The organism is Pseudoalteromonas sp. TB25, from assembly GCF_000497995.1.
GTDB classification, from domain to species: Bacteria; Pseudomonadota; Gammaproteobacteria; order Enterobacterales; family Alteromonadaceae; genus Pseudoalteromonas; species Pseudoalteromonas distincta.
This window is the reverse complement of record NZ_AUTI01000132.1, coordinates 1-15,138: the sequence shown is the minus strand read 5'-3', so window position 1 is coordinate 15,138 and position 15,138 is coordinate 1. Positions and strand designations below refer to the sequence as shown.

Annotated in this window: 13 protein-coding genes; 12 read left to right on the top strand and 1 reads right to left on the bottom strand. The window is 39.3% G+C overall.

Annotated elements, in window-relative coordinates:
- The 9 genes from L652_RS0102895 to pdxJ form a co-directional block, all read left to right on the top strand.
- A partial coding sequence (locus L652_RS0102895) for an anti sigma-E factor RseA C-terminal domain-containing protein (RefSeq protein ID WP_024603265.1) occupies positions 1 to 180 on the top strand: 180 nt, incomplete at its 5' end.
- Positions 181 to 184: 4 nt separating this feature from the next.
- Positions 185 to 1,135, top strand: a complete 951-nt coding sequence (locus L652_RS0102890; protein WP_024594972.1) for a MucB/RseB C-terminal domain-containing protein — start codon at positions 185 to 187, stop codon at positions 1,133 to 1,135.
- 20 nt (positions 1,136 to 1,155) lie between these two features.
- Positions 1,156 to 1,605, top strand: coding sequence for a SoxR reducing system RseC family protein (locus L652_RS0102885; protein WP_024594973.1), 450 nt, complete (start codon positions 1,156 to 1,158; stop codon positions 1,603 to 1,605).
- 275 nt (positions 1,606 to 1,880) lie between these two features.
- Entirely contained in the window at positions 1,881 to 3,668 is a 1,788-nt protein-coding gene (lepA, locus tag L652_RS0102880) for a translation elongation factor 4 (RefSeq protein ID WP_002958717.1), read from the top strand.
- 16 nt (positions 3,669 to 3,684) lie between these two features.
- Positions 3,685 to 4,620: a signal peptidase I gene (gene lepB, locus L652_RS0102875; protein WP_002958716.1), complete on the top strand. Its 936-nt coding sequence runs from the start codon at positions 3,685 to 3,687 to the stop codon at positions 4,618 to 4,620.
- Between the two features lie 2 nt (positions 4,621 to 4,622).
- Positions 4,623 to 5,300 carry a ribonuclease III gene (rnc, locus tag L652_RS0102870; RefSeq protein WP_024594974.1) on the top strand — a complete coding sequence of 226 codons (678 nt, stop codon included), beginning with the start codon at positions 4,623 to 4,625 and terminating at the stop codon, positions 5,298 to 5,300.
- Positions 5,290 to 6,222 carry a GTPase Era gene (gene era, locus L652_RS0102865; protein WP_002958714.1) on the top strand — a complete coding sequence of 311 codons (933 nt, stop codon included), beginning with the start codon at positions 5,290 to 5,292 and terminating at the stop codon, positions 6,220 to 6,222. The genes rnc and era overlap by 11 nt, the downstream gene beginning before the upstream one ends.
- Before the next feature lie 20 nt (positions 6,223 to 6,242).
- Complete coding sequence (gene recO / locus L652_RS0102860) at positions 6,243 to 6,935, top strand: DNA repair protein RecO (protein ID WP_002958713.1); 693 nt, start codon at positions 6,243 to 6,245, stop codon at positions 6,933 to 6,935.
- Between the two features lie 22 nt (positions 6,936 to 6,957).
- The gene (gene pdxJ, locus L652_RS0102855) at positions 6,958 to 7,689 is read left to right on the top strand and encodes a pyridoxine 5'-phosphate synthase (RefSeq protein ID WP_002958712.1); all 732 of its coding nucleotides are present in this window, start codon (positions 6,958 to 6,960) and stop codon (positions 7,687 to 7,689) included.
- 80 nt (positions 7,690 to 7,769) lie between these two features.
- Here pdxJ and barA read toward each other — a convergent pair whose 3' ends face one another.
- Positions 7,770 to 10,544 (bottom strand): two-component sensor histidine kinase BarA, encoded by a 2,775-nt coding sequence (gene barA / locus L652_RS0102850; protein ID WP_024594975.1) that lies wholly within the window; start codon positions 10,542 to 10,544, stop codon positions 7,770 to 7,772.
- A 109-nt stretch (positions 10,545 to 10,653) separates the two neighbouring features.
- Here barA and rlmD point away from each other — a divergent pair, with 109 nt between their 5' ends.
- The 3 genes from rlmD to mazG are packed head-to-tail and all read left to right on the top strand — an operon-like array spanning position 10,654 to position 14,944.
- Positions 10,654 to 11,979 carry a 23S rRNA (uracil(1939)-C(5))-methyltransferase RlmD gene (gene rlmD, locus L652_RS0102845; RefSeq protein WP_024594976.1) on the top strand — a complete coding sequence of 442 codons (1,326 nt, stop codon included), beginning with the start codon at positions 10,654 to 10,656 and terminating at the stop codon, positions 11,977 to 11,979.
- A gap of 8 nt (positions 11,980 to 11,987) precedes the next feature.
- Entirely contained in the window at positions 11,988 to 14,144 is a 2,157-nt protein-coding gene (relA, locus tag L652_RS0102840) for a GTP diphosphokinase (protein WP_024594977.1), read from the top strand.
- 2 nt (positions 14,145 to 14,146) lie between these two features.
- Positions 14,147 to 14,944 (top strand): nucleoside triphosphate pyrophosphohydrolase, encoded by a 798-nt coding sequence (gene mazG, locus L652_RS0102835; protein ID WP_024594978.1) that lies wholly within the window; start codon positions 14,147 to 14,149, stop codon positions 14,942 to 14,944.
- Positions 14,945 to 15,138 lie beyond the last annotated feature (194 nt).

The following is a 15,138-nucleotide window of genomic DNA, read 5'->3' as shown; positions in this document are numbered from 1 at the left end:
ATGGCTTCGCCAGTAAGTTATTCGTCTGAGCCTGCGCTTGAAAATGCTGAGCAAGGTTTACGTGAACTACAGCAACAGCGTATTGGTGCGTTAGTTCTTGAGCATCAACGCCAAGCACGAGTTGCGAATTCTTTAGAAACAGCGCAAACTAATACCAAAGCGTCTGAGGAAAAAAACTAATTAAATGAAAGTAATCACTTTTGTTCTGTCGTTGGTAGTAAGCTTTAATGCATTTGCCAACGACACAAATCCTGCCAAAGATTTATTACTCAAAATGGCTAATGCCGTTCACACCCGTAATTTTGACGCCTCGTTTGTGGTTGTCAAAGGTAAAACAATGGAACCCTACCGATGGGTGCATGCTTTACAAGGTGACACCGAACTTGAGCATTTAAGTTTACTTAACGGTGCTGGGCTTGAAATGGTCCGTATCGATAATCAAGTTACTTATTTTGAACCTCAGTCTGAACCATATTCTCTAAAAACAGATTCAATAGCAGGTCCAATCCCTGAAGTACTATTTAAAGATATAGATCGCTTAAGTGCGCACTATGATTTTGTACTAGGCGGCAAAGGGCGTATTGCAGGGCGCGCAGCGCAACTTGTTCGCATAGAATCTAAAGACGAGTATAAATATAATTACTGGATTTGGTTGGATATGGAATCGTCGTTGTTACTAAAAGCCGCGTACGTTAACCATGAAGGTGAAGCCTTAGAGCAGTTACAGCTTACACATATTAGTGTGACAGAGCAGCCAGCCGGTATGCTAGTTGAAGTGCTCAATCGAAACTTTCCAACGCCTTTGCCAAACAATGCACTTATAAATGAAGATAGTACTGCCACTAATTGGAAAATCAGTTGGTTACCAGATGGCTTTGAGTTGCTAAAATCAGACAGACATAAGCTCGATTTAAATAACGAATTAACTGATTATTACTTGTTCTCTGATGGTTTTGTTGAGGTTTCTGTATTTATTCAGCGCCCATTACCAGGTAAGCGTTTAAGTGGAGCACTCACTTCTGGTGCAACGACAGTATATGTGCATAATGGCGGTAATTTTGATGTATCGGTTGTTGGTAATGTACCGAGTATGACCGCAAAAGCGATTGCAGAGTCAGTTACCCGCGCACTATAGACGATTCCGTAAGGATTGTTATGATTGAACAAACCCTCACTGTTGTGGCCCTCGATGGCCACATTGCTCATTTAGAAGCACAGCAAAAACAAGCTTGTGAAGGCTGCAATGGTCGTTGCGGCTCACAAGTGTTTAGTAAATTATTTGGCACTGCAAAAAAAACCTTTCCTTATAAATTTGAATCCTCAGTAGAAATAGGGCAAAAGGTCACTTTGTCACTAGATGATAGTCATGTCGTTAAGCATGCTTTTGCGGTTTACATGCTACCGCTCCTTTTGAGTCTTGTTTTTGCATTTGTTGCGGCGCAATTGTTTATAGCTTCCGAAGGCTGGCAGATTTTAGCTGCTGCTCTAGGTGGTGTTACTGGCTTTTTTATAGCTAAAACTCGCGTGAAATCTCTAAAGCACGATATAAAAGTTATAAAAATTCACCCAATTAGTATCCCTTTAACTCAAATAGATGGTGATTGACGCCAATTAAATGTAAAATTGCCGTTTTATACCAAAGTAACTTGGAAATACAGGGAATCGTGGTTTTTTAAATTATTTTATCTGGCTGAATTATTTAAGTTAAGTAAATATAACTTATTGTTATTCAATACATAAAATGGTTGTAACCCATCTTAAAAAGCGTAAGTACAGTTTGTTATATACAAATTTAGCTTATGGCATCCTAAAGCAAGTATTTTCAAGTCACTTAGGTATTCATATTTAGTCCATTAAAATAGAAGTATAGAATCCAGTTTATGAAGCATATCCGTAATTTTTCGATCATCGCCCATATTGACCATGGTAAATCGACCCTTTCAGATCGTTTGATCCAAGTTTGTGGCGGTTTAACCGACCGTGAAATGCAAAAACAAGTTTTGGATTCAATGGATATTGAGCGCGAACGTGGTATTACCATTAAAGCGCAAAGTGTAACGTTGAATTACAAAGCGAACGACGGCGAAACCTACCAACTTAATTTCATTGATACTCCAGGACACGTTGATTTTACGTATGAAGTTTCACGATCTTTAGCTGCTTGTGAAGGCGCGTTGCTTGTTGTTGATGCAGGCCAAGGCGTTGAAGCACAAACACTAGCTAACTGTTACACCGCTATTGAAATGGAATTAGAAGTAATTCCAGTACTTAATAAAATCGATTTACCGCAAGCGGATCCTTTACGTGTTGCAGAAGAAATTGAAGAGATTATTGGTATTGATGCCCTTGATGCAGTGCAGTGTAGCGCTAAAACAGGTGTAGGTATTGCCGAAGTTCTTGAAATGATCGTTAAAGATGTACCGCCGCCAGTAGGCGACAAAGATGCACCTTTACAAGCACTTATTATCGATTCTTGGTTTGACCCATACCAAGGCGTTGTATCACTAGTGCGTATTAAGCACGGTGAATTACGCACTGGCGACAAAATAAAAATAATGTCGAACGAGCATATACATACTGCTGACCAAGTAGGTGTGTTCACTCCTAAGCAAACCAACACCGGTATTTTAAGAACAGGTGAAGTAGGGTTTGTTATTGCTGGTATTAAAGAGATACATGGTGCGCCAGTAGGTGACACTATTACTCATCAAAAAAATGCAGCTCCACTTCGCTTACCTGGCTTTCAAAAAATTAAGCCTCAGGTTTATGCGGGTATGTTCCCAATTGCATCAGATGAGTATGAATCGTTCCGTGATGCACTTAATAAATTAAGCTTAAACGATGCGTCGTTATTCTTTGAACCAGAGAATTCAACTGCACTTGGCTTTGGTTTCCGCTGTGGCTTTTTAGGTATGCTACACATGGAAATCATTCAAGAGCGTTTAGAGCGTGAATACGATATTGATTTAATTACAACAGCACCTACGGTAATCTATGAGATAGTTACTAAAGAAGGTACATTTCAGATTGATAATCCATCTGATTTACCTGCAGTAAACGATATTGTAGAGATTCGAGAGCCGATTGTTGAAGCTAATATTTTGGTACCACAAGAATACCTAGGTAACGTTATTACTTTGTGTATTGAAAAACGTGGTAGCCAAACAAAAATGACTTATCACGGAAAGCAAGTAGCTGTAACGTACGAGCTACCTATGGCTGAAGTGGTGATGGATTTCTTTGATAAATTAAAATCAACTAGCCGTGGTTTTGCGTCGCTTGATTATAACTTTAAACACTTTCAAACATCAGATATGGTGCGTGTTGATATTTTAATCAATGGTGAGCGCGTTGACGCACTTGCGATAATTGTTCACAGAGATGGTGCACAGTCTCGTGGTCGCCAGTTAGCTGATGCGTTAAAAGAGCTTATCCCACGTCAAATGTTTGATATAGCGATTCAAGCTGCTATCGGACAACATGTTATTGCCCGTACCACGGTAAAACAATTACGTAAAAACGTAATTGCTAAGTGTTACGGTGGTGATGTGAGCCGTAAGAAAAAGCTACTTAAAAAGCAAAAAGATGGTAAAAAACGTATGAAGCAAGTAGGTAATGTTGAAGTGCCTCAAGAAGCGTTTTTAGCTATTTTAAAAGTTGGCAAATAAAAACAAAGGATTATAAATGGCTGGTTATTTTTCAGTTTTATTGGTGTTATTAACTTTAGGCTCAGGCTTAATATGGTTAATAGATCACTTAATGTATGCACCTAAAAGACAGGAGCGCTTAGCGATAGCGCAAACGTCTGCTGGAGCTCCGTTAGATGAAGAAACGGCGGCATTAATTGCACCAGAACCAGTACTAACAGAAACAGCAAAGTCGATTTTCCCGATGATTGCAGCAATTACTATTTTTAGATCATTTATCTTTGAACCGTTTCAAATTCCATCCGGTTCAATGATGCCTACATTATTAGTAGGTGATTTTATTTTAGTACAAAAGTATTCATATGGAATAAAAGACCCTGTTTGGCGTACTCAATTAGTTGATATTGGGCAGCCTGAGCGTGGTGATATTGTTGTTTTTAAATACCCTTTAGATGAAAATGTTGACTATATTAAACGTACAATTGGTTTACCTGGCGATAAAATTGTTTATCGCGATAAACGTTTATATATTCAGCCAAATTGTAAAGAAGGCGAAACCCAGCAGGGTGAGCTTTTATGTAATGAATTCAATAAAATTGATTTTAAACTAATTAATGATAACGAATTTAAACAAGGCCCAATGCCTCTAGCTCGTGTAAATGAAAATTTAACAACAGTTACGCATGATATATTAATCAACCCACAAGCGCCTGAGAGAAAAGGGCGTTACTACCAGCAACCGGGCACGCCTTCTGATGAATGGACTGTTCCTGCTGATCATTATTTTATGATGGGTGATAACCGCGACAACAGCCAAGATGGTCGCTTTTGGGGCTTTGTACCAAAAGAAAACTTGGTGGGTAAAGCTGTCTTTATATGGATGAGTTTTGAATTTGAGAATGGCCCTGATGATATTTTACCAGGATGGGTTCCAACTGGTGTTCGCTTTGAGCGCCTAGGTAATATTCAGTAACGATGAAAAAAAATGTAACAGAATTATATAAAAAAATTGGCTATGAATTTGCCGATCAAGGTTTACTTGAGCAAGCAATGACGCACCGCAGCCACAAAGGCCAGCATAATGAGCGACTAGAATTTTTAGGCGACTCTATTTTAAGCTTTGTGATTGCCAATGCACTTTATGCCAAATTTCCTAAAGCGCGTGAAGGCGATTTAAGCCGCATGCGCTCAACGCTTGTGCGTGGTCAAACACTTGCCGAATTTGGTCTTGAATTTGGCCTAGGCGATTATTTACGCTTAGGGCCGGGCGAGCTTAAAAGTGGCGGATTCCGTCGCGAGTCAACGCTTGCTGATGCAGTAGAAGCTATTATTGGCGCTGCATTTTTAGATTCAGGTATTGATAGCTGTGGCGATCTTATATTGTCATGGTACGAATCACGATTAGATGCTATTTCACCAGGGCTTAACCAAAAAGATCCGAAGACCCTGCTGCAAGAGTATTTACAAGCCCGTAAATTATCTTTACCGGGTTACACTGTGGTTGATACCAAAGGCCAAGCACACAATCAAACATTCACGGTCGAATGTATTGTTGATGGAATGGATAGCATAATTTCTGTAGGTAGCTCGCGCCGTAAAGCCGAACAAAAAGCTGCTGAAAAAGCATTGAAGGTACTTAAAAATGAACCTTGATACCCTAATACAGCCTCATGAAGGTGATGTAGATACGTTTTGTGGAATGGTTGCTATTGTAGGGCGCCCAAACGTAGGTAAGTCGACTTTGCTTAATGAAATTATTGAGCAAAAAGTGAGTATTACCTCACGTAAACCACAAACCACGCGTCATCGTATTATGGGTATTCATACCGAAGGTAAACACCAAGCGGTATACATAGATACACCAGGTCTACACGTTGAAGAAAAACGTGCGATTAACCGTTTAATGAACCGTGCCGCGTCTAGTTCTATCGGCGATGTTGAGCTTATTATTTTTGTAGTTGAGGGCACTCATTGGAATGCCGATGACGACATGGTACTTAATAAAGTATCGCAAAGTGGTAAGCCGGTATTATTGGTTATTAATAAAATAGACCAAGTTAAAGACCGTGACCTTGTGTTGCCTCATATGAAGTGGTTAAGTGACAAGTTTGATTTTGTTGGAATTATGCCAGTATCGGCAACGCAAGGTAAAAATGTTGATTTAATCAAAGCAGAAGTAACTAAACGCTTACCTCCTTGCGAATTTTACTTTCCAGAAGATTATGTAACTGACCGTTCAATGCGCTTTATGGCAGCTGAAGTAATTCGTGAAAAACTAATGCGTTTTATGGGCGAAGAATTGCCGTATTCTGTAACTGTTGAAATTGAGCAGTTTAAATGGCAAGACAACGGTATTTGGCATATCAACGGGTTAATTCTTGTTGAGCGCGAAACACAAAAACGCATGGTTATTGGTAATAAAGGCGAAAAGCTAAAAACCATTGGCCGTGAAGCCCGTAAAGACATAGAAGAAATGCTTGATAACAAAGTGTTTTTAGAGCTTTGGGTTAAAGTTAAGTCGGGTTGGGCTGACGATGAACGTGCACTAAGAAGCTTAGGTTACAGTGAAGACTAGACCAAGCAGTAGCTTAGTGAATGGATAGCGACTTCTACACCGCGTATTTATTACATCGGCGTCCTTATAGTGACTCCCAAGTAATGTTAGATATGCTTGTAGAAGGCGTTGGTCAGTTAAGAATGCTGGCCCGAATTAGTGGTCGCCAGGCCACTAAACATAAAGCACAACTTCAGCCGTTTCAGGCACTGCTTGTTAATTACAGTGGCAAGTACGATTTAAAATATATCAATAAGTTTGAACTGCATGGGAACTCGCACTTTTTAAAAGGTGATGAGCTTTATTGTGGTTTTTATTTAAATGAGCTTACAAATCGTATCGTTCCTGTTAACGAGCCAATTGAACAAGTATTTGAGCTATATAAAACTCATCTATCAAACCTAAACAGCGGGGCTAATTTACAAGAGGTGCTTCGCTCATACGAGTTTCAACTATTGGAATTACTCGGTTATGGCGTGGATTTTAGTTTTGACGCCAGTGGTGAACCAATAGATGAAAAGCAGACGTATAGTTATTTCCCCGAACTTGGTTTTTTAGTACAAGAAGATACACGTTCTGGATTTAGTGGCAAACAACTCAACGCCATAGCAAATCATGACTTTAGCCAAAATGATGTGCTATATATGGCAAAGCAATTAAGTCGCTATTTATTAAAACCCTTATTAGGTAGTAAACCATTAAAAAGCCGCGAGCTATTTATGGCCTCTCAATAAACGTAATTTTACAGGTAAGAAAATGAAAGATATTCTTTTGGGTGTAAACGTAGATCATATTGCAACACTTCGCCAAGCGCGTGGAACAAGCTATCCAGATCCAGCTCATGCAGCCAGTGTAGCAGAGCATGCAGGCGCAGACGGTATTACGATTCACTTACGTGAAGACAGACGCCATATTCAAGATCGCGACGTTTATGTAATGGCTAAAACCATTCAAACTCGTATGAATCTTGAAACCGCTGTTACCGATGAAATGATAAAAATAGCGCTTGAAGTAAAACCTGAGTACGTGTGTTTAGTACCTGAAAAGCGCGAAGAATTAACAACCGAAGGTGGCTTAGACGTAGCCGGTAATATAGATAAAATTAAAGCAGCAACAAAAACGCTTACCGAAGCGGGTATTAAAGTATCGCTATTTATTGATGCAGATAAAGCACAGTTAGATGCAGCCAAAGAATGTGGTGCTCCTTATGTAGAAATACACACAGGCGCGTACGCTGATGCAACAAATGATACTGATTTACACAAAGAGTTAGAGCACATTCGTGAAGGTGTAAAATACGCAGCAAGCTTAGGTTTGATTGTTAACGCTGGCCATGGTCTTCATTATCATAACGTGAAACCAATCGCTGCAATGCCTGAGATTTATGAGCTAAATATTGGTCACGCTATTATTGCTCGTGCAGCGATAGATGGGCTTGATAAAGCCGTACGTGACATGAAACGATTAATGATTGAAGCAAGAATGTAAGATAAGCAAACATAAGCATTTAAAAAGCTTAATTAAAAAACGCGGTAAATACCGCGTTTTTTGTATCTAAAATTCAAAGCTTATCTTTGCAGTTCGGTCACACTTGCATCTGCAAGTAGGTTTTCAAGCTCATCTTGTAACTCAAATAATTCAGGTTCAATATTCTCTAACAAGCATTTATTTTTAAGCGATGTTTCGATTGTTTCTGCGAGTGATTTAAGTTTAGGTACACCAGTGTAACAACATGCACCATGAAACTTATGGACAATACTTAACACTTGCTGGCAATCGTTACTCTCTATTGCTTTAGCAAGTAATGTAAGGGTCTCAGGGACACTTAAAAGTAGCATGTTAAGCATCTCTAGCGCTAACTCGCTCTTTCCGCCAGCACGCTGCAGGGCTTGTGCCCAATCAATTCTACTACTTTGAAATGGTGCAGGACTTTGTGGTGTATCTGTCTTAGCTTTGTCACGATTAACAGGAGTCTGTGGACTATGGTCGCTAATAATTTGTTTAAGCATATCTTCATCAATAGGCTTAGTTAAATAGCCTTTAAAGCCATCTTTTAGTAGTTGCTCTTTTTCGCTTTGAAGGGCGTGTGCCGTTACAGCGATAATGGGTGTGTCTTCATTAAGTGATGATTCTTGTATAAGCTTACATGCGGTTATACCGTCCATAATTGGCATTTGTATATCCATAAAAATTATGTCGTATTTATGACTTTTACTTAAACTGTATGCCTGTGAACCATTATGAGCCGTTTCTATTACTTCAATCTGTTCACTTAACAAAGTATGGAGAAGTTTTAAATTAGCATCGTTATCATCAACAACCAATACTTTTAACGGCAGTAGAGCTTGATCGTTTTGTTCAATATTATGAGTCGGGTGGTCAAGTCTGTAAGGTGCTGCAAGTACTTCACATAACTTACGGTGATTAAGTGGCTTACTTAAACATGCATCAGCTCCGCTGCCTATAAAGGCTTCTCGCATATTGTGCGATACAGTATTAAGCATTAAATATAAGTAATCAGTAGATTCACGCACGGCTTTTACATAGCTTTTTAGTTGCTGCATATCATCAACTGATGCCATATGGCCAATTAAGCAAACGTCATATTTATGTTCAGTATTTTTTATAGCGTCTAAAAAGCTAGTTTCGTTAAAGCATGCCGTAACGTTTGATTCCCACTGGGTTAATAACGAAAGTACGGCATGGTGCGTATGCTCATGTGGCTCTAAATATAAGATACGCTTACCAATGAGCGATTTAGTCGGTAAGTCATTTGTAAATACGTGATTTGGCAAACTAAACACACTATTGAATGTAAAGCAGGTACCGTTACCAGGCGCAGAATTTAACGTTATACGACCACTCATTGCTTCAACAATATGCTTGGTAATAATAAGACCAAGGCCTGTACCACCAAACTTACGTGTAATGCTTGAGTCTGCTTGCCCAAATGGAGTGAATAAAGAGTCTTGCTTATCCATAGGTATACCCACGCCAGTATCTGTTACTGACACAAGTAAAGAAGTGCGTTCGTCGTCGAGTAACCGATGACTTATGTCGACCTTAATAGAGCCTTTTTCGGTAAATTTAATCGCATTACTTAACAGGTTTATTAAGACTTGTTTAAAGCGAGTGGGATCGCCTGTTAAGTCATCCGGTACTTGTTGGTTAATGTAAATGGATAGCTCTAATTGCTTATCGTGTGCGCTAGGAGCGAGTAGTGTCATTACTTCATTTACAGCATCACGAAGTTGAAACTGAATCGACTCAAGCTCCATTGCCCCCGCTTCTAGTTTGGAGAAGTCTAAAATGTCGCTAATAATAGTCATTAAACTATTTGCTGAGAGCATAATAGTGTCGAGGTAATCTTTTTGATGTTTATTCAGCGGTGTTTTATAAAGCTGGCGTGTAAATCCAATAACACCGTTTAACGGAGTACGAAGCTCGTGACTCATTTTAGCTAAAAAGTCTGATTTTACACGGTTAGCATCTTGCGCTTCTTTTTTTGCAAACGAGAGCTCTATATTTGACGTTTCGTATTGCTCTAGTGTTTCGCGGTAGTCGCTTGTTGCTTGATCAATATTTTTTTGCATTTCATCTTTTTGCATCACCATAGTGTGAGCAATGGTGTTTAAGCCTTCTCGAAGTAACTCAAACTCACCAATCATGTTGTCGTTAAGGCCAGTACTTCTTTTACCTTCAACTAACTTGTCGGTTGCAAGTACTAACTTATTAAGCGGCGTCATAAACATGCGGCTCAACTTTAAAGCTAAAATAGCTGCAAACACCAATGATAAAATAATTACAATACCGCTAATTAATAAAGCTCTTTGTTGACCTATAACAGCTTGGTCTTTATTTAGCTGTATAATAACGGTGCCCAGAGATGACTGAAAAGCCGACGGGTCCCATTTAGAATCGTGACTAGTATGGTTAATAATGGGTGTGAAAAATGTAACAAGCTCATCTGACTTTTGCACATGGGTGGTTTTTAAATTTATGAGCGTTTTTTGACTAATTAACTTTTCAAATGAGCGGTGATAATTACTGGTCATTAATAGCGCATTATTTTTATCAAAAATTGCAATCGACTTAATTGTAGGGGAGTGCTTGTTATGTGTGTAGCTTATAAGGCGATTCAATAGCTGTTTGTTTTTTTCGAGCATGGGTTGCTCAAGCGCAATAGCAAGGGGCTCAGAAATAGTAGTGCCTTGCTGATATAAAATTTCATCAAGCTCAATGTAACGATTTATTGTAAAATAGCCACCAAGTAGTAATCCTATGATCACCGTTGGGATCAGGGTCAGTGTTAAAACAGAATCGCGTAAGCCTAATTTGGTCATAATGAGAGCGTTTTATCGTTATTAGTATGACTTGAGTATATACGGTTCAACACGCATTCTAAAGCATCTAAATATAGGTGCTTCATAAATAAAGTTAAGGTAATGCCTAATGGCGCAAATTTTTAAAGCGAAAAAAAAACCGTTAAAGCAACAAACACTAGAATTGACTATAACGGGAATGGATCATCAAGGGCGTGGCATTGCTAAACATAACAATAAAGTATGTTTTGTAAGCGGTGCATTACCAAACGAAACAGTCAAAGCAACACTCGTCGAAGATAAAGCTAAATACAGCAGTGCAAAAGTAATTAAAGTTATTAAAGCGAGTGAATCAAGAGTAGATGCTTTTTGTGAGCACTATAATCAGTGTGGTGGTTGCCAATTACAGCATTTAGAAGAAAGCCAACAAGTTGTAGAAAAACAAACTGCAGTTACTCAGTTATTTAGTAAGTTTGCTAAATTAAACAGCTTAAACTGGCAAGCCCCATTATTAAGTAAACCTGTGCATTACAGACGCAGCGCTCGTATAGCTGTTATGTTTGATAAAGCAGCTAAAAAAATGCGCGTGGGTTACAGAGCAAGTGGCTCAAAAAATATTGTGAGTATTAATAAATGTGCAGTACTTGATGAAGTATTTACAGATGTTTTTACACTTTTTGATGATTTAATTAATCAACACAAAGCACTGCACAGTATAAGCCATTTACAGTTATGCCAAAGTGATAAACAAAACTTTGTTGTTATTCGTCACACTAAAGCAATTAATGATGATACAAAGGCTTTGGTTGAGCACATAACAAAAAGCCAGCAGTTTAAAATTGTATGGCAAAGCGAGAGCGATGCAATAGAACATTCACACTTAGCCATGCCATTTTATTATCTTAAAGAATTTGATCTAAAATTTGAATTTGGTTTAGGTAATTTTATTCAGGTAAATGCGCAAGTTAACGAAGCTATGTTAAAGCAAGCTGCAAATTGGCTTGATTTAAAAGGTGATGAAAATTTATTGGATTTATTTTGTGGGATTGGTAATTTCTCATTAGTGTTAGCAAAACAAGCAAAATCTGTAATTGGTGTAGAAGGTGTGACTTCAGCGGTTGCAATGGCTGCTCAAAATGCGCAAACTAACTCTATTACCAATGCGCAGTTTCATTGCTTTGATTTAACCCAAAGCATACAGAGCGCCCCATGGTTTAGCAAAAACTTAGATGTGCTTGTACTCGATCCTTCGAGGACTGGTGCTATGGCTGTATTAGAGGAATTACCTTTAAAGCAGTTTAAAACTATTTTATATGTCTCTTGTGACCCTGTTACTTTAGCCCGTGACAGCGCAATTATTTCACAAGCTGGCTTTGATCTTAATAAAATTGGGCTAATGAATATGTTTCCTCATACAGGGCATATTGAAACTATGGCGTTATTTCAACGGAGGTAGAACGCATTATGGTAGCTACACGACAATCACATCAACAAGATGAGACAACAGATTTTAGCACTCGGCTTTCATTTCTTGCCTTGTCTGAAGAAAAAACAGAGCTACTTACTAAAGCCCAAGCGCTCTGCGTAAAATGTGATAGTGAAAGCAGGCAAACTACTGCAATCGAAATGGTTGAAATTTTAGCTGAGCTAAATCTCGACCCCGAATCGTTAGCTACTGCGTATTTAACCCCGTATTTTTTAAACGACTTAATATCGCTTGAAACCATCGAAGAGCAGCTTGGGAATAACATTGCCATGCTGCTAACTGGGGTTGCACAAATGGCCACTATTAGTACTTTATCGCATCAAGGTAAAGGCACTATGCAAGTTGATAATATTCGAAAAATGTTATTAACCATGGTTGAAGATGTGCGCGCCGTGGTCATTAAGCTTGCCGAGCAGGTATGTCATTTACGCAATGTAAAAAATGCGGATGAAGAAGACCGCGTCATTGCCGCTAAAGAAACGGCTGATATTTTTGCACCATTGGCAAACAGATTAGGAATAGGGCAATTAAAATGGGAACTGGAAGATTTATCGTTTAGATATTTGCACCCAGGCACCTATAAAAGCATAGCCAAACAACTTGACGACAAACGTCTTACACGCGAAGCCTACATGGAAGATATGGTTGAGCAAGTAAAAAATCGTTTAAGTGAAGCGGGCATAGAGGCCCAGGTTTATGGCCGTCCTAAGCACATTTACAGCATTTATAAAAAAATGCAGCAAAAAAACTACGAGTTTGATCAGCTTTTTGATATTCGGGCAATGCGTATCGTCGTTGAACGCCTGCAAGACTGCTACGGTGCGCTGGGCATTGTGCACACCAATTGGCGTCATCTTAATAAAGAGTTTGACGACTATGTAGCAACCCCAAAACAAAACGGCTATCAGTCAATTCATACCGTGGTATTTGGACCTGAAGGTAAAACGGTAGAGATACAAATTCGTACCAGCGACATGCATCAAGATGCTGAGTTAGGGGTGGCTGCACACTGGATGTACAAAGAAGGTGCATTACCAGGGCGCGGTTCGGGTTATGAGCAAAAAATCAGCTGGTTGCGTAAGCTACTCCAATGGCAAGAAGAAGTGGTTGATGGTGGCGATTTAGCAGAAGAGCTTAAAAACCAAGTAGTAGAAGATCGCGTATACATATTTACCCCAAGCGGCGATATTATCGATTTACCACTTGGTGCTACACCGCTTGATTTTGCTTACTACATCCACTCAAATGTGGGGCATCGTTGTATTGGTGCAAAAATATTCGGCAAAATAGTGCCGTTTACGCATCAACTTACAACAGGAGATCAGGTAGAAATACTGACCCAAAAACAACCAAATCCAAGTCGTGATTGGTTAAACCCGTCATTAGGATACATTAAATCATCCCGTGCTAGAGCTAAAATCCACCACTGGTTTAAACAGCTCGACCGCGACAAAAACTTAAGTGCGGGGAAAGAAATTCTCGACAGTGAATTACAAAAGCTCAATTTAACATATAAAGATTTAGAGCCAGCCATTAAGCGTTTTAACTTTAAAGAGCTGGATGACTTAATGGTTGCGATTGGTGCGGGCGATGTTCGCCTCAATCAAATGCTTAACTTTGTAAGTGATCGGACAGAAGATGAGCCGGTTATTCGCATTAAAGCACCAAGTAAAGTAACTGGTGATAAAAACGGCATTGTGGTTGATGGTGTTGGCAGCCTAATGAGCCATGTAGCCAAGTGCTGTCGCCCAGTACCTGGCGATGAAATAATAGGTTATATAACCCAAGGTCGAGGAATAGGTGTTCATAAGGAAGACTGTGATTCGTTTAATAACTTAAAAAACCAGCATCCTGAGCGTGTTATTTCGGTAAGTTGGTCAGATGATATTAACGGCTCGTACGCACTAAGTATTAAAATAGAAGCCACCGATCGTTCAGGGTTGATACGCGATATAAGCTCAGTACTTGCTAACGAAAAAGTAAATGTTTTAAACATGAACGTAAATACGGTTGAAGATAATCAGTTAGCTATATTTACAATGCAAATAGAAGTACATGACTTATCGGGTACTAACCGTGTTCTTTCTAAATTACACCAAATTGAAGGTGTACATGATGCCAAGCGTGGTCATTAATCATGAATGATAATACAGCGCTTACACAACTTCTTAGCATAATGAAAACACTGCGAGATCCCAAGGGCGGTTGTCCGTGGGATCTCAAGCAAGATTTTAAATCTATTGTGCCGCATACGCTAGAAGAAGCGTACGAAGTTGCCGACTGTATTGAATCAGGCAACTTAGATGAGCTTAAAGGTGAATTGGGTGATTTGCTATTTCAAATAGTTTTTTATGCGCAACTTGCACAAGAGCAAAATCTATTTGATTTTAATGATCTAGTAGAGCAATTAAACGATAAGCTTACCCGTCGTCACCCGCATGTGTTTGGTGGAAAAAAAGAGCTAACAGACGATCAATTATCGCAGCAGTGGCAAGCAATCAAAGCACAGGAGCGAAGTGCTAGAGCGCAAACCGAATCCCCTTCTTTTTGGCAAGATATCCCTGGCAATATGCCAAGCTTAAGTAAAGCCAAAAAAATTCAACAACGCGTGGCTTCCCTTGGCTTTGATTGGCCAACGTATCATGGTGCACTAGATAAAGTGAGTGAAGAAGTGCTTGAAGTAAAAGAAGCGATTGAGCAAGACCCGCTATCTGATCATACAGCGGAAGAGCTCGGCGACTTACTTTTTGCCACTGTTAATGTTGTACGCCATGTTAAACGAGATCCCGAACAACTGCTTCGTAGCGCTAATGATAAGTTTTCAGCGCGTTTTGAAAAGGTAAACGCTTATTTGCATGCGCAAGGTAAAAGCTTAGATACAGCAACCTTTGAAGAGATGGATAGTGCGTGGGATGCGATTAAAAAAGTAAAATAGGCTTAATGTTAAATAGTGCACATTTTTTGTGCGCGTATTAGCTAATTTTAGCTGGATTGATAAGCAGTGTTTTGGTACAATTTCGCCCCGTCTTGATGATATACCCTTAGGCTCTTCTTTGGGTGTTATATTCCTTTTAATTCCTGATATTCTAGGGTTCGCATGAGTACAAAATTTATCTTCGTTACTGGCGG

Bases quoted from the DNA above. Each gene is read 5' to 3' on its own strand.
- barA (WP_024594975.1), bottom strand. From the start codon at position 10,544: ATGACCAAATTAGGCTTACGCGATTCTGTTTTAACACTGACCCTGATC.
- rnc (WP_024594974.1), top strand. From the start codon at position 4,623: ATGAAAAAAAATGTAACAGAATTATATAAAAAAATTGGCTATGAATTT.
- mazG (WP_024594978.1), top strand. From the start codon at position 14,147: ATGAATGATAATACAGCGCTTACACAACTTCTTAGCATAATGAAAACA.
- era (WP_002958714.1), top strand. From the start codon at position 5,290: ATGAACCTTGATACCCTAATACAGCCTCATGAAGGTGATGTAGATACG.
- relA (WP_024594977.1), top strand. From the start codon at position 11,988: ATGGTAGCTACACGACAATCACATCAACAAGATGAGACAACAGATTTT.
- L652_RS0102885 (WP_024594973.1), top strand. From the start codon at position 1,156: ATGATTGAACAAACCCTCACTGTTGTGGCCCTCGATGGCCACATTGCT.
- rlmD (WP_024594976.1), top strand. From the start codon at position 10,654: ATGGCGCAAATTTTTAAAGCGAAAAAAAAACCGTTAAAGCAACAAACA.
- lepA (WP_002958717.1), top strand. From the start codon at position 1,881: ATGAAGCATATCCGTAATTTTTCGATCATCGCCCATATTGACCATGGT.
- lepB (WP_002958716.1), top strand. From the start codon at position 3,685: ATGGCTGGTTATTTTTCAGTTTTATTGGTGTTATTAACTTTAGGCTCA.
- L652_RS0102890 (WP_024594972.1), top strand. From the start codon at position 185: ATGAAAGTAATCACTTTTGTTCTGTCGTTGGTAGTAAGCTTTAATGCA.
- recO (WP_002958713.1), top strand. From the start codon at position 6,243: ATGGATAGCGACTTCTACACCGCGTATTTATTACATCGGCGTCCTTAT.
- pdxJ (WP_002958712.1), top strand. From the start codon at position 6,958: ATGAAAGATATTCTTTTGGGTGTAAACGTAGATCATATTGCAACACTT.